This is a genomic window from Collinsella sp. AF23-4AC, from assembly GCF_003462685.1.
GTDB lineage: Bacteria > Actinomycetota > Coriobacteriia > Coriobacteriales > Coriobacteriaceae > Collinsella.
The window spans coordinates 17,969-31,293 of sequence record NZ_QRVE01000014.1; the positions used below are offsets into that span (position 1 = coordinate 17,969).

Annotated in this window: 13 protein-coding genes; 4 read left to right on the top strand and 9 right to left on the bottom strand. The window is 60.1% G+C overall.

The window, feature by feature from the left end:
- Window positions 1–29 precede the first annotated feature (29 nt).
- Together DWY05_RS07545 and DWY05_RS07550 are read right to left on the bottom strand one after the other, a co-directional pair.
- Window positions 30–827, bottom strand: a complete 798-nt coding sequence (locus tag DWY05_RS07545) for a DUF4931 domain-containing protein (RefSeq protein ID WP_117821254.1) — start codon at window positions 825–827, stop codon at window positions 30–32.
- 3 nt (window positions 828–830) lie between these two features.
- The gene (locus DWY05_RS07550) at window positions 831–1,508 is read right to left on the bottom strand and encodes a copper homeostasis protein CutC (protein WP_117821255.1); all 678 of its coding nucleotides are present in this window, start codon (window positions 1,506–1,508) and stop codon (window positions 831–833) included.
- A 461-nt stretch (window positions 1,509–1,969) separates the two neighbouring features.
- Between DWY05_RS07550 and DWY05_RS07555 the strand changes: the two genes are divergently transcribed.
- The 3 genes from DWY05_RS07555 to DWY05_RS07565 are packed head-to-tail and all read left to right on the top strand — an operon-like array spanning window position 1,970 to window position 3,187.
- The gene (locus DWY05_RS07555) at window positions 1,970–2,290 is read left to right on the top strand and encodes a PadR family transcriptional regulator (protein ID WP_199413374.1); all 321 of its coding nucleotides are present in this window, start codon (window positions 1,970–1,972) and stop codon (window positions 2,288–2,290) included.
- A complete protein-coding gene (locus DWY05_RS07560; RefSeq protein WP_117821256.1) occupies window positions 2,277–2,909 on the top strand; it encodes a DUF1700 domain-containing protein in 633 nt (210 codons plus the stop codon). The genes DWY05_RS07555 and DWY05_RS07560 overlap by 14 nt, the downstream gene beginning before the upstream one ends.
- Window positions 2,910–2,923: 14 nt before the next feature.
- Window positions 2,924–3,187 (top strand): hypothetical protein, encoded by a 264-nt coding sequence (locus tag DWY05_RS07565; protein WP_117776090.1) that lies wholly within the window; start codon window positions 2,924–2,926, stop codon window positions 3,185–3,187.
- A 325-nt stretch (window positions 3,188–3,512) separates the two neighbouring features.
- Here DWY05_RS07565 and DWY05_RS07570 read toward each other — a convergent pair whose 3' ends face one another.
- From DWY05_RS07570 to DWY05_RS07595, 6 genes are all read right to left on the bottom strand, one after another.
- Complete coding sequence (locus tag DWY05_RS07570; RefSeq protein ID WP_117821277.1) at window positions 3,513–4,214, bottom strand: ABC transporter ATP-binding protein; 702 nt, start codon at window positions 4,212–4,214, stop codon at window positions 3,513–3,515.
- Window positions 4,215–4,226: 12 nt separating this feature from the next.
- Entirely contained in the window at window positions 4,227–5,087 is an 861-nt protein-coding gene (locus DWY05_RS07575) for an ABC transporter ATP-binding protein (RefSeq protein WP_055287178.1), read from the bottom strand.
- Window positions 5,077–6,156, bottom strand: coding sequence for a branched-chain amino acid ABC transporter permease (locus DWY05_RS07580; protein WP_117821257.1), 1,080 nt, complete (start codon window positions 6,154–6,156; stop codon window positions 5,077–5,079). The genes DWY05_RS07575 and DWY05_RS07580 overlap by 11 nt, the downstream gene beginning before the upstream one ends.
- Before the next feature lie 9 nt (window positions 6,157–6,165).
- Window positions 6,166–7,047 carry a branched-chain amino acid ABC transporter permease gene (locus DWY05_RS07585; RefSeq protein ID WP_022095035.1) on the bottom strand — a complete coding sequence of 294 codons (882 nt, stop codon included), beginning with the start codon at window positions 7,045–7,047 and terminating at the stop codon, window positions 6,166–6,168.
- Between the two features lie 139 nt (window positions 7,048–7,186).
- On the bottom strand, window positions 7,187–8,374 hold the full coding sequence (locus DWY05_RS07590) for an ABC transporter substrate-binding protein (protein ID WP_117821258.1): 1,188 nt from the start codon (window positions 8,372–8,374) through the stop codon (window positions 7,187–7,189).
- Window positions 8,375–8,645: 271 nt separating this feature from the next.
- Window positions 8,646–9,812: an ABC transporter substrate-binding protein gene (locus tag DWY05_RS07595; RefSeq protein ID WP_117821259.1), complete on the bottom strand. Its 1,167-nt coding sequence runs from the start codon at window positions 9,810–9,812 to the stop codon at window positions 8,646–8,648.
- Window positions 9,813–10,065: 253 nt separating this feature from the next.
- Here DWY05_RS07595 and DWY05_RS07600 point away from each other — a divergent pair, with 253 nt between their 5' ends.
- The gene (locus DWY05_RS07600; RefSeq protein ID WP_117821260.1) at window positions 10,066–11,409 is read left to right on the top strand and encodes a homoserine dehydrogenase; all 1,344 of its coding nucleotides are present in this window, start codon (window positions 10,066–10,068) and stop codon (window positions 11,407–11,409) included.
- 222 nt (window positions 11,410–11,631) lie between these two features.
- On the opposite strand, the gene DWY05_RS07605 is transcribed toward DWY05_RS07600, so the two are convergent.
- Window positions 11,632–13,194, bottom strand: coding sequence for a cation:proton antiporter (locus DWY05_RS07605; RefSeq protein ID WP_117821261.1), 1,563 nt, complete (start codon window positions 13,192–13,194; stop codon window positions 11,632–11,634).
- Window positions 13,195–13,325: the final 131 nt, after the last annotated feature.

Genomic DNA, 13,325 nt, shown 5'->3' on the forward strand with positions numbered 1-13,325 from the left:
CTGTCCGCATTACGCGGGTGTTAGTCTTGCTATACGAGCGTTTCCAGATGCGCACGCAGGCGATCAGCATCGATATCGAGCGTGGTCTCGGCATTAACCTGGGCCAAACGATAGCCGACAAAGTAGGGCGAAACCACCCAACGCGGAAGCGCCTTGGCAATGGTCCGGCCGTCCATGTGGTAGAAGAACAAGTTGTACGACTCCGCGCGGCCGCCGTGGTGCTCGTGCAGGATATAGCGCAGGGCCACCTGAATCGCATCGGCAAACAGGTCCGCTTCGGCTTGGTCGCGGGCGTCGTCGCTGGCGGCGATTCCCTGTGGAGCCGAGACGTTGACCTCAAAGAATCCCATAATCGGTTCGGTTGAGATGTTGACCGAGATTCTCCCCTGCTGCCAGACAGCGATGCCTTCAAAGTTGGCTAAGGTCAGCGCCGCATAGCCGTCCTCCTGTTCCAAGCCCACAATCTGCATGTGTGGATGGACGAGGCTGCCGCCCGAAAGCGGACCTTTGTTCTTATACATGAGTACACTGCGGTACTGCTGGGAATCGATCATCTGCTGCCAACAGCCCAGAGCAAACCGCATCACATGGTGGAGTTCATCCGGCTCATAGGTCACCAAGTCGGCATCGTGATCTGCCGATTCAATCAACACGGTTTGACGGGTGGCGCGCAAGGTCTTGAACCTATTCTCGAACCAGATGCAGTCACCATCGCGCTGGATGATGTTGGCGAGCCCCTCCGTGTCACAAAAGGGGCACGCGGTGCCAGGGCGACGATTATCGTCGGGCTTACCGCTCGCCTGCTGAACGTCAAATACCAGCGCCACGGGTTATACCTCCAGCGGCACGATCTTGGTGCCATGGAGTTCGGAGACGCCCAGTGCCGCCGCCACGGTATCGCGATTGGCCGTGGAAATGCCGCTACCGGGAAGAATGGTCAGGCGGTCGCCCGCATACTCGACAAGACGCGACAGGTGCTCCAGGTTGTCCTCGATCGGCGTTCCGGCAGCACCACCATGCGTCAGGATGCGCGTGATGCCGCAGTCGGCGAGTGTGTCAATGGCATCGAGCTGAGCCTCGAGCGAGAGCTGGTCAAAGGCCATGTGGAAGGTGATATCGATGGCCCCGCGCTTGCACTCCTCGGTCGCGCAGCCCGTAGCCATCACGAGGGCGCCGAGGGTGAGCTCGTCGAGCGCCCAGCCGCCGGCACAGGGCTTGCAGCAGCCAAAGACCAGGCCGTCAACGCCGGCGCTCACGGCAAGACCCAAGTCCATCTCCATCATGCGCAGCTCGTCCTGGTTGTAGTGAAAGTCACCGCCACGCGGGCGAATCATGCACATCACTCGCGCGTCATGCTCGTGAGCATAGCTGACCGTAGTGCTGATAACGCCGGCCGAGGGCGTGGTACCACCGACGGCAAGGTTGTCGCACAACTCGATGCGCTTAGCACCGGCATCGATAGCCGCCGGCACCCGCTCAAAGTTCTCGGCACAAAACTCATACAGCATAGATAGACCCCCAAAGACAGCAGATGTTTTCCGACGGGCATTGTCGCACGCCCCCATGAAGTTGCGGTGGAATAGGGACTGTTTTGGCCTCTGGAGCCCGTATTCAGTCCCTATTTCACCGCAACTTAAAGGGGTGCTGACCGAAATGGTCAGCACCCCTTTTTGCTGTATAGAAGTAGTCGTTGGGGACGTTCTTAAACGACTATTCATTCAAGAACGTCCCCAACGACTATCCCAGGATCAGGCACGCTTTGGTGCGGGAAGGTAGCTGCTCAGAAATGTGGTCGAATGAGAGTTGCATCAAAGGAGCACTGGTTGGTGTTTCGCGCGATGCGTCAACCGACACTCGTCGCTATACCGGGGACAGACAGACCGGGCTCCCTATACGACAACTGTTGACATCATATACTATGTGTCATATAGTAGGTGTTACACAGTATACTACGAAAGGAGGTGTGCGGATGGAGGCACAGATGAAGCGCGGCTTCCTCGAGGCCTGCGTGCTCGCGGCCGTCTCGGGCGAGGAATCCTACGGCTATCAGATCGTGAAGGACGTGCCCGCGAGCATGGGGCTCACGGAGTCCACGCTCTATCCGTTGCTCAAGCGCCTGGAGAAGGCAGGGTGCATCACGGCGCGCTCCGCCGAGCACAACGGGCGGCTGCGAAGGTACTACCGCATCACGGACACCGGGCATGAGCGTATCGCCGAGTTCCTCGCCGAATGGCCATCCGTGCAGAAAATCTACAGTTACGTGAAGGGAGCGCACCATGACGCGCGATGAGTTCTTGAACCGGCTGGGCGAGCTTCTGGCCTGTCTGCCGGCAGATCAGGTAAAGGAAACGCAGGAGTTCTACGCGGAGGCCATCGCCGACCGTATGGAGGACGGCATGACGGAGGCCGAGGCTGTGGCCGCCATGGGCACGCTCGGTGAGGTCGCCGAGGCAACGCTCGACGAACTGCCCGCCGTGCCGCGCGCAATTGCGAGGACCAAGCGCAAGAGCACGGCGCTTCTATGGGCGCTCGCCATCGTGGGCTCTCCGGTATGGATTCCGCTGCTGTTCGCGTTCGTCGCCGTTGCCGCTACAGTCTACATCTGCATTTGGGTTCTTGCGCTCTGCGTGTGGATCGTGGCCGCGGCATTCGGGGGCGCGGGCGTGGTGGGGCTCCTGTTCACCGTGGACGGCATCATTATCGGGCATGTTCCGTACGTTTTAACCTCGATGGGAATGGGATTCGCTTCCATCGGTGTGGCGCTCCTCGCGGGAGCCGGTGCCTGGACGGCGTCCAAGCAGATCGCGCGCCTCTCTGCCCTTTGGGCGAAGAAAGCCGTTTCGCCCTTCTGGAAAGATCGAGGCAGTAAGAGCCGCAGGGGCGCTGAAGCGGCGCCGCTTACGGCATAGGAAGGAGTGCAAACATGTCCAGCGTAAAAAAGATTTACCTTGCCGTAGCGGGTGGGCTTGTTGCCACGGGGCTCGTCCTGGCTGCTATCGGATTTGTGGCCTCCGGCTTTAACCTCGCTGTGTTCAACACACAGATCGACCTGCGCGATGACACCATCATTCTGGGTGGTGTTGAAATAGACGACCCGACAGGGCTTCCACTCATCGAGCAGCTTGCCGAGGTTGGCGAGATCCATATTGGATCTGCAACGGCTGGTTCGTCTTCTCCTCGCAAATGATCGAGCTCGTAGCAGCCATCCCCCTTCGGGCGCACCACGACGGGCGTAAGCACGCCGCCCTCGAAGCCTTTTGACCTAGTCGCTGGGGACGTTCTTAAACGACTAGTCTTTCAAGAACGTCCCCAGCAACTACCCCAAATGCCAGAACCAAAGCAGCGCCGCAAGCAGAGGACGGACAGCAAGCGGGCACCAGAGCGAACAAATTGGCATGAAAAGAGGACGGCATAGACCTTCTGGTCATGCCGTCCTCTTTGAATGACTAGTTGTCGCTCTGGTGCCCGCGCAGCGTCGGCCGGTCCGCCGTTCGGTAGAACGGCGGAACCTCCTAGCCACCCAGATAGGCTTTACGCACGTTATCGTCGTGCAGGAGCTCTTGGCCGGTGCCGGTCATGGTGATCTTGCCGGTCTCGAGCACGTAGCCGCGCGTAGCGATCGAGAGCGCCATCTGCGCGTTCTGCTCGACCAGAAGCACCGTGGTGCCGGCCTTGTGCAGGTCCACGACAATCTGGAAGATCTGCTCAATCAGAATCGGCGCCAGACCCATGGAAGGTTCGTCGAGCATAAGCAGTTTGGGGTTACTCATAAGGGCGCGCCCCATAACGAGCATCTGCTGCTCGCCGCCCGAAAGGGTGCCGGCCACCTGGCGACGGCGCTCCTTAAGGCGCGGGAACTGTTCGTAGACACGCTCAAGGCCCGGAGCCACCGTGGACTTGGGCTGCGTATAGGCACCCATCTCCAGGTTCTCCTCGACCGTCATCTGCAAAAAGGCGCGACGACCCTCGGGAACCTGAGCCAGGCCCTTGCCAACCAGCTTGTCGGCGGGCGTATGGGTAATGTCCTCACCCATAAACTTGATGGAGCCGGTCTTAGAGCGCAGGAGGCCCGAGACGGTCTTGAGCGTCGTGGACTTACCGGCACCGTTCGCGCCGATCAGGGCCACGATCTCGCCCTCGTTAACGTTAAAGGAGATGTCCTTGATGGCGTGGATGGCGCCGTACCAGACGTTGATGTTGTAGACGGAAAGCATCGGCTCTGCCATTTAGTTCTCCCCCTTATCCTGCTTGCCCAGATACGCCTCGATAACGGCATCGTTATTCTGGATTTCCTCTGCCGTGCCCTTGGCGATGACCTTACCAAAGTTGAGCACGCAGATGCCCTCGCAGATGTTCATAACGAGCGACATATCATGCTCGATAAGCATGATGGCAATGCCAAAGGTGTCGCGAATCTTGACGATGTTCTCCATGAGCTCCGCGGTCTCGGACGGGTTCATGCCGGCGGCAGGCTCGTCGAGCAGCAGTAGCTTGGGGTTGGTGGCAAGCGCGCGGACGATCTCCAGACGGCGCTGAGCGCCGTAAGGCAACGATCCGGCCTGCTCGTTTGCCAGATGCTCCATATCAAAGATGGACAGCAGCTCCATGGCGCGCTCGTGAGCAGCCTTCTCGTGCTTCCAATACGTCGGCAGGCGCAGCACGCCCTCAAAGCCGGAGTAGCGCTCCTGGTTGTGCAGGCCGACCTTAACGTTATCCTCCACCGTCATGGTGTTGAACAGACGAATGTTCTGGAAGGTACGGGCAATACCCATGCGGTTGACCTGATAGACCGACTTGCCCGAGGTGTCCTCACCGTCGAGCAGGATGGTGCCGTGCGTGGGCTGATACACCTTGGTGAGCAGGTTGAAGACCGTGGTCTTACCGGCACCGTTGGGGCCGATCAGACCGGCGATCTCGGTCTTGCCGATAGTCAGGCTAAAGTCGTCGACTGCCTTAAGGCCACCGAACTCGATGCCCAGGTGGATGCACTCGAGTGCCGGGCGCTCGCCCAGGTCGCGGTCGGGAACGATGGCGCCAGAAGGATACGGGACCATCTTGCCCTTGTTGAACTCAAATTTACTGGGCATCGGCTGCCACCTCCTTCTTGGAAGCAAAGCGATCCTTGACACGACCGAAGAACGCCTTGAGCTGCGGGTTGTTGGTAAAGATCATGACCAAGATCAGCACGATGGCGTAGATGAGCATGCGGTAGTCCGAGAACTGACGGAGCAGCTCGGGAAGCACCGTGAGCAATGCCGCCGCGATGACGGAGCCGCGCATATTGCCCAGGCCGCCCAGGACCACGAACACCAGGATGAGGATGGACGTGTTGAAGTCGAACTTGGTGGCGGAGAGCTGCGAGAAGTTACCGCCGAAGAGAGCTCCGGCAGCACCGGCGAGGGCAGCGGAAACCACGAAGGCGATCATGCGGTACTCGGTGACGGAGATGCCCACAGACTCGGCAGCGATCTTGTTGTCGCGCACGGCCATAATGGCACGGCCGGTACGGCTGCGAACCAGGTTGAGCACGATCACGAGTGCGACCATGACCAGGATGGCACCGGCGAGGAAGGTCGAGTACGTCGACACGCCCGAGGCGCCCTGGGCGCCCTTGATGATGGCGGTGCCGTCCTCGAGCAGGTGCAGGTCATCGATCGTGGAGTTACCCGTGATGTTAAAGATCACATGCAGGCCGCGGGAATCGACGCCCACAATGAGGCAGGTGACGATCTCCTTGATAATCTCGCCAAAGGCCAGCGTCACGATAGCCAGGTAATCGCCGCTCAGACGAAGGACCGGGATGCCAATCAAGAAGCCCAGGATGGCGGCAGCGATGGCGCCGACCACGATACTGATGATAAGGCGCACCGGATCGGAGGGAACGGCGCTCTCCAGCGCGACGGCGGTGACGATTCCCGTATAGGCACCGACACTCATAAAGCCCGCGTGGCCCAGCGACAAGTCGCCCGCGATGCCGACGACGAGGTTAAGGGAAATGGCCATGACGATATAGGCCGTGATGGGAACCAGCTGACCGGCGATCATGCGCGGAATCATGTGGTTGGACTGCATAAAGAACACGATGGCAAACGCCACAAGGCACATGGCGTACGTGACAAAGTCGTGACGCGTCTGCTTGTCTTTAAGAAACTTCATAACGCTCACCTACACCTTCTCGGGGACGTACTTGCCCAAGAGGCCGGCAGGCTTGACGAGCAGGACGATGATCAGAACACCAAAGACGATGGAGTTGGCAAGGCTCGTGGAAATGTAAGCCTGCGCCATCGCTTCGATGATGCCGATGAGAATGCCACCGACAAAAGCGCCGGGGATGGAGCCGATGCCACCGAAGACAGCGGCGTCGAAGGCCTTGATGCCAGGCATGGCGCCCGTGGTGGGCTGCAGCACCGGCGAGTAGGAGCACAGCAGCACGCCGGCGATGGCGGCAAGGGCAGAGCCGATGGCAAACGTCATCGAAATGGTGCGGTTGACGTTGATGCCCATGAGCTGAGCGGCAGCCTTGTCCTCGGACACGGCGCGCATGGCCTTGCCCATCTTGGTCTTACCTGTAAAGAACATCAGGCCGGCCATGATAACCAGGCAGGCGACGATGGTGACGAGCGAGACGGCGCTTACGTTGAACTTGGCCAAGAACTCCGGCACCTGGAAGGTGACGAGCGAAGTGAAGTTCTTGGGCGTGGCGCCCCACAGAAGCTGCGCGGCGTTCTGCAGGAAGTAGGACACGCCGATAGCCGTGATCAGAACGGCCAGCGGGCCTGCTTGGCGCAGCGGCTTATAGGCCAGGCCCTCAATGAGAACACCGAGAACCGTGCAGGCCACACAAGAGAGAACTACAGATGCCCAGCCCGGGAGGCCGAGATACGACGTGGCGCAGAACGAGACATAGGCACCGACCATGATGACATCGCCGTGAGCGAAGTTGAGCATCTTGGCGATACCGTAGACCATGGTGTAGCCCAACGCGATGATGGCGTAGACGCTGCCCATGGACAGGCCGTTGACCAGGTATTGGATAAAGACCGTCATGTTCCACATCCCCCTTTCGAATAGGTTTCCAGTTGATGTATGAAACAGGGACGTTACATCGTCCCTAGATACCAAGCAAGCAGGGAAGGCCAAAACCTCCCCTGCTTGGGATCAAAACCGCTCTATATAAGGCGGCCTATTAGGCCTGTACGTACTTGCCGTCGGTAATGACGTACGCCGTCGGGTCCTTCTGGACCTGGCCCTTGTCGTTCCAGGAGAGCTTGCCAGTCAGACCGTCAACAGTAATGTTGCGCATAGCCTCGGGAAGCTTCTCGGCAACCTCGGTGGGGTCGGCGTCGACACCCAGGCCGGCCTCCTTGAGAGCCTCGACCACAGCATGCACGCCGTCGTAGGCGTCGGCGGCAAACTGGTCGGGGGTATCGCCGTACTTATCTTTGTAAGCGTTGACGAAGTCGGCGTTCTTCTCATCGTCGGCCGAGAACGGGGTCATGAGCAGCAGACCCTCGGCAAGAGAGGTGTCGAAGCCCTCAACGCCCAGGATGCCGTCCATGCCGTCGCAGCCCATCATCTTGACGTCGTAGCCCATGTCCTTGGCGTTCTTGAGCAGGACGGACGCCGGCGTGTAGTAGATCGGCGCAAAGATCATGGTGGCGCCTGCCTGCTTGGCCTTGGTCAGCTGGTTGGTAAAGCTCGTGGCGGAGTCGTCCTTAAAGGTCTCCTCGTCGACAATCTCAAGCTTGGACTTAGCGGCCTGGGCCTTAAAGGAATCTGCGATGCCCGAAGAATAGGCGTCGCCGGAGTTATAGAACAGCACGAACTTCTCGTTCGCATACTTCTGCGCCAGGAACTTGGCAGCGTTGACACCCTGGTTGGGGTCGGTAAAGCAAACCTGGAAGACGCAATCCTTGCCCTTGGTAACGTCCTCGGAGGACGCGGACGGGGTGATCATGAACGTCTCGGGGTCGTTACCGCACTCAGCGGCAACGGCGACCGACGCACCCGTGGTGGTCGGACCGACGAGGGCCTGCATGCCCCAGTCGAGCAGGGTGTTGAAGGCGTTGACGGCCTTCTCGCCGTCAGCCTGGTCGTCCTCGGCCTTGCTTACAAGCGGCAGCTCCTTAGTCGAGAAATCCTTGCAGCCAAGCTCGACAGCCTGTGTAACGGACTTGCCGTAGGACGCGTTGGCGCCGGTCAGCGGGCCGATGGTGCCGATCTTAAACGAAGCGTCGCCCGACGCGGAACCGCTGTCGCCGCCGTTGGAGGAGCAGCCAGCTAGAATGGACATCGCCCCCAGACCTGCTGCGCTCGCGATAACGCTCCTGCGATTCATAACAGGGTTCAATGACTTACCGGTGAGGCTCGACATGCGGCTCTCCTCTCAAATCTCGTCGGGTTTCGGTTACCCGACAGGCCATCCTTCGCCGTGTTCGGCGTTCGCAAAATAGTAGACGCTTTAGTTGAGAAAAGTGGCGATTATTTCAACTTTTCTTTTGTTTTGCCCATTTATCCATATTTCTGCGTATTCCTGTCGGTTTATGCAGTTTAGCCACTTTATTGTGTGAAAGTAATGTTTCCGTTCTGTTACAGGCGTCCTTACCCTGCATAAAACGGCCTCACCGGTAGCGCTTTATGCGCACTTAGGCGGCGATGTACTTGCCGTCCTGGATCACATAGGCTGTAGCGGGCTTTTCGACCTGGCCCTTGTCATTCCACGTCAGCTCGCCTGTCAGGCCCTCGATCTTGATCTTGCGCATGGCCTTGGCAAGGTCGCCGGCAATGTCGGCACCGTCGGCCGAAATGTCAATCCCTGCCCTATCGATAGCCTCGACGATGGCGTGGACGCAATCGTAAGCGTCGGCGGCAAACTGGTTGGGCGTCTCGTCGTAGGCATCCTTATAAGCCTTGACGAAGTCGGCATTCTTCTCATCGTCAGCCGAAAACGGGGTCATGAGCAGTACGCCCTCGGCAAGAGAGGTATTGAAGCCTTCCACAGAGAGCAGGCCGTCCATGCCGTCGGTACCCATGAGGGTCATGTCGTAGCCCATGTCCTTGGCGTTCTTGAGCAAAACGGACGCCGGCGTGTAGTAGATCGGCGCAAAGATGAGCGTGGCGCCGGCCTCCTTGGCCTTGGTGAGCTGGTTGGTAAAGCTTGTGGAAGAGTCGTCCTTAAAGGTCTCGGTATCGACGATGTCGAGCTTGGACGCCTTGGCCTGCTCGGCAAAAGCGTCGGCAACGCCCGAGCTATACGTATCGCCGGAGTTGTAGAACAGGGCGATCTTGGCATCCGCGTACTTCTCGGCCAAGAACTTTGCGGCGCTGGCGCCCATGGTGGGATCGGTGAAGCAAACCTGGAAAACCGTGGTCTTATCCTTGGTAACGTCGAGCGACGAGGCCGAAGGCGTGACCATGAGCATATCGTCGGCGATCTCGCCCGAGACGGCGACGGCAGCACCGGTGGTGACGGGGCCGACGAGAGCCTGCATGCCCCAGTCGCACAAGGTATTGAAGGCGTTGATAGCCTTCTCTCCGTCGGCGACGTCGTCCTCGGACTTAAGCGAGAGCTTGAGGTCCTTGGTCGAGAAATCCTTGGCGGCGAGCTTGGCACCCTTCTCGGCCGAAACGCCATAGGTTGCCGCGGCGCCGGTCAGAGGGCCGATGACACCGATCTTGAAGGTCTTGCCGTCATCGGCGGAGCCGCCGTCCGAGCTACCCGACGAGCAACCAGCAAGCGCGACGGTGCTGCCGAGCGCCGCGGCGCCGGCGAGAAAGTTCCTACGGCTGAGCGTGCTGTTGATGTTGAACATGGTGTCCCCCTTTTTTTCGCTGGCCGCAGCGCGGCCGTCTTGCGGTACGGGGCAAACCTTATGGCGCAAACGTTGACAGTTTGTTACGGAGTTCCGTTTGTAGCGAGCATGTTTCCAATGTTTCCGCAGCGTTTCGGGGGTGCCGTTTTGTGCGACTCCTGTTGCCTGGCGAGCACGCACCCTCGGTTCACGCTAGAATGCACTCAACCTTTAAGCGGTTAATCCATCCATAAGATGCACGAAGGAGCTATCTATGAGCGAACCCCTGCGCACCGTGAACGTCGGTTTGATCGGTCTGGGAACCGTCGGCGGCGGCGTGGCCCGTCTGATCAAGAGCCACCACGATGAGTACCTGGCAGCCTACGGCATCGACCTTAAGCTGACCCGCGCCTGCGCGCTTGCTTGGGAGCAGGCCGAGGCGGCAGGCATTGAGCGCGAGGCCTTTACGAGTGACTGGCACGACGTCGTCAGCGACCCCGCCGTCGACATCGTCGTCGAGCTGATCGGCGGCGAGCATCCCGCAACCGAGATCTTCACCACTGCCTTTGAGCACGGCAAGCACGTCGTCTCTGCCAACAAGGCCCTGCTGGGCCGTCACGTCGAGACGCTTGCCGAGAAGGCACGCGCGTGCGGCGTGCAGATTAAGTGCGAGGCCAGCTGCGGCGGTGGCATCCCCATTGTCAGCACGCTCGAGCACGACCTGGTGGGCAACAAGATCCTGACCATCGCCGGCATTCTCAACGGTACCACCAACTATATCCTGTCGCGCATGGACGCCGAGGGCGCCGATTACGCCAACGTGCTTGCCGACGCGCAGGCCAAGGGCTATGCCGAGGCCGACCCGTCCGCCGACGTCGACGGCTTCGACGCCGCCAGCAAGACGGCCATCCTCGCCTCCATCGGCTTTGGCACCCGCGTTACCACCGATGATGTGTACCAGCAGGGTATCCGCACCATCGGCGCCGAGGACATCGCCCAGGCCCGCGAGCTCGGCTACACCATTAAACTGCTCGGCATCGCCCGCAACACCGACGCCGGCGTCGACGTCCGCGTGCATCCCACGCTGATCCCCGCCGACCACATGCTCGCCAAGGTCAACGGCGCCATGAACGCCGTCTACGTGGTAGGCGACGCCGTGGGCGAGACCATGTTCTACGGTGCCGGCGCAGGCTCCTTTCCCACCGCGAGCGCCGTCGTGGGCGATATCCTGTCGCTGTCCGAGCAGATCAGCCGCGGCGTGGCCCCGCTGCCCGAGATCGAGCCCTATGGTCACAACCTCGCCTTTAAGCCCATGGACGAGCTCCAGACCAAGTACTATGTGCGCCTGAAGGTCGCCGACCGCGTGGGCGCCCTGTCCGAGACGGTCGATATCTTTGCCAAGCACAACATCTCGATCTCGCTCATCAACCAGGTCGAGGACGGCAAGTCGGGCATCAGCGATACCTGCTCGGTCATCTTCCTGACGCACCGCGCGCTCGAGAAGGACGTCCAGGCTGCCGCCGCCGAGCTTGCCAGCGTCGACTGCGTGGCCGAGGTCGCCAACGTCCTGCGCATCGAGGACGTCGAGGCCTGGACCGAAGGCGTCATGGCGAACTAATTCGCTCTTCGCTATACGGCATATATGTTTTCCTAGCGAGCGATATGTCCTTCCATATCACGGGCGCCGTACTCCCCGTCGACGGAGCCGCCCGTTTCTAAAGGTCGCAAGCCACGACTTCGAACCCCAACGAGACCCAACGCAAAAGGCGCGCTGTCTGCATCAACCGCAGGCAGCGCGCCTTCAATTATTTGGACGGAACCCGTATCCCGACATTCCTTGCTACCTGCCGTCGTCGTCCTGGGCTTCATCGCGTGCATAGAGCTCAAGCATGCGACGGCGGTACTCGTGCACGGCGAGCTTGGCGCGCTCTAGGCGGCGACGCTCACGCGGGGTGAGCTCGGACGGATCTATCTCGTCGCCATAGGTCTTATCGGCAAGCAGATGCGCCGCATCCACAATGCGCGCATCGATGCGTTCGCTCGCCGCCCGATCAGAAAGGCGCTCGGCAATCGTGTCGAGTGTAGGCAAGCCTTCGAATACGCGACCATGTCCATGCGACGTCAATAGCTCGTGCTCGCGGGCGAGAAGACTTGCCAGGTCGTGATGGGCGCGCAGGATATTGAGCGCATCGGCGGGATGCTCGGCAACCTCCGCCACGGCGGCGACCGGCGCCGCATCGACCACGCGGTAGAAGAGCTGCGCGAGCAGTGGCATCAGGAACACCGTGATGGCGCCGGCTGCCACCATAACCGAAGCGACGCCCTGCGATAATGCGCCGGCATTGACGGCGACGCTCGTCACGGCGACGATGATCGGCAGTGCCGTGGTGCAGTAGAGCGCCACGGTGATGCGACCGTAGGCAGAAACATCGCGCGTCTTAGGGCAGATGCCCATGGAGACAACGATGGGCACGGCACGGATAACCAGCAACGCCACGATAAAGCCCACGAGCAGGCCAGGGCGCGATGCTACAGCCGTCAGGTCGATCTTGGCGCCCGAAACGGTAAAGAACACCGGGATCAAAAAGCCATAGGCAAGGCCATCGAGTTTAAGCTCGAGCGTATGGTTGCCCTCGGGGATGATGTAGCGCAGGACGAAGCCCGCGGCAAAAGCGCCCAGTACGATATCGAGGCTAAAAATAGCGGAAAACGCCACGAGCGTGACCAGGATGAGCACTGTGAGGCGCACGAACGTCTGAGAAGTCGTATCGGCGCGCTCCTGAATAAAGGCAAAGAAGCGGCTGCCAATACGCTTGGAGCGGCTGGGGACCACGGCAAGCAGCACGCACACCACGGCGAACAGCCCCAAGATCAACAGCGTCTCAACACCCGTACGGGCAGACAGCAGCACCGACATGGCGAGCACGGGCCCGAGCTCGCCCCACGTACCATAGGCAAGAATCGAATCGCCGACGCGCGTCCCAGAAAGCGACCGCTCGCGCAAGATGGGCATGAGCGCCCCAAGCGCCGTCGAGGTCAACGCCAGCGTCACGGCGATGCCATCAAAATGACTGACCGAAAACCACGGGGTAAAGCGCACGGCAAGCCAGGCGATACCAAACGTGACGACCCACGTCGCCATGCCGTAACGCCCCTCGATGCCCGTGATGTTCTTGGGATCGATCTCAAAGCCGGCAAGCAGGAACAAAAAGGCCAGGCCGAGCTCGGACACGAGCGAGACCTCGGCATCCACATGGATAATGCCGAGCATATGAGGTCCCAGCACCGCGCCAAACACGAGCAAAAAGACCGTCTCGGGAACGGGTTTTCCGGGAATCGCCGAGGCGATGAAGGGACTTGCAAAGGCCACGAGTGCGATGATGGCGAGCGAAACAAATGCCATGTGATGCCTTTCTCTTGTTTGCGCTCCACTGTAGCACCCTCGCCGTCCTCAACGCGCCACGAGCTGTCGTATCATAGTGAGGTTTAAAAGTATGTGGCTCAAGGCGATCGCGAGGCTTGCCCCGCAAACCG

Coding starts and splice junctions, on each gene's coding strand:
- DWY05_RS07580 (WP_117821257.1), bottom strand. CDS start 6,156: ATGAAGTTTCTTAAAGACAAGCAGACGCGTCACGACTTTGTCACGTAC.
- DWY05_RS07605 (WP_117821261.1), bottom strand. CDS start 13,194: ATGGCATTTGTTTCGCTCGCCATCATCGCACTCGTGGCCTTTGCAAGT.
- DWY05_RS07565 (WP_117776090.1), top strand. CDS start 2,924: ATGTCCAGCGTAAAAAAGATTTACCTTGCCGTAGCGGGTGGGCTTGTT.
- DWY05_RS07590 (WP_117821258.1), bottom strand. CDS start 8,374: ATGTCGAGCCTCACCGGTAAGTCATTGAACCCTGTTATGAATCGCAGG.
- DWY05_RS07600 (WP_117821260.1), top strand. CDS start 10,066: ATGAGCGAACCCCTGCGCACCGTGAACGTCGGTTTGATCGGTCTGGGA.
- DWY05_RS07555 (WP_199413374.1), top strand. CDS start 1,970: ATGGAGGCACAGATGAAGCGCGGCTTCCTCGAGGCCTGCGTGCTCGCG.
- DWY05_RS07575 (WP_055287178.1), bottom strand. CDS start 5,087: ATGCCCAGTAAATTTGAGTTCAACAAGGGCAAGATGGTCCCGTATCCT.
- DWY05_RS07570 (WP_117821277.1), bottom strand. CDS start 4,214: ATGCTTTCCGTCTACAACATCAACGTCTGGTACGGCGCCATCCACGCC.
- DWY05_RS07595 (WP_117821259.1), bottom strand. CDS start 9,812: ATGTTCAACATCAACAGCACGCTCAGCCGTAGGAACTTTCTCGCCGGC.
- DWY05_RS07585 (WP_022095035.1), bottom strand. CDS start 7,047: ATGACGGTCTTTATCCAATACCTGGTCAACGGCCTGTCCATGGGCAGC.
- DWY05_RS07550 (WP_117821255.1), bottom strand. CDS start 1,508: ATGCTGTATGAGTTTTGTGCCGAGAACTTTGAGCGGGTGCCGGCGGCT.
- DWY05_RS07560 (WP_117821256.1), top strand. CDS start 2,277: ATGACGCGCGATGAGTTCTTGAACCGGCTGGGCGAGCTTCTGGCCTGT.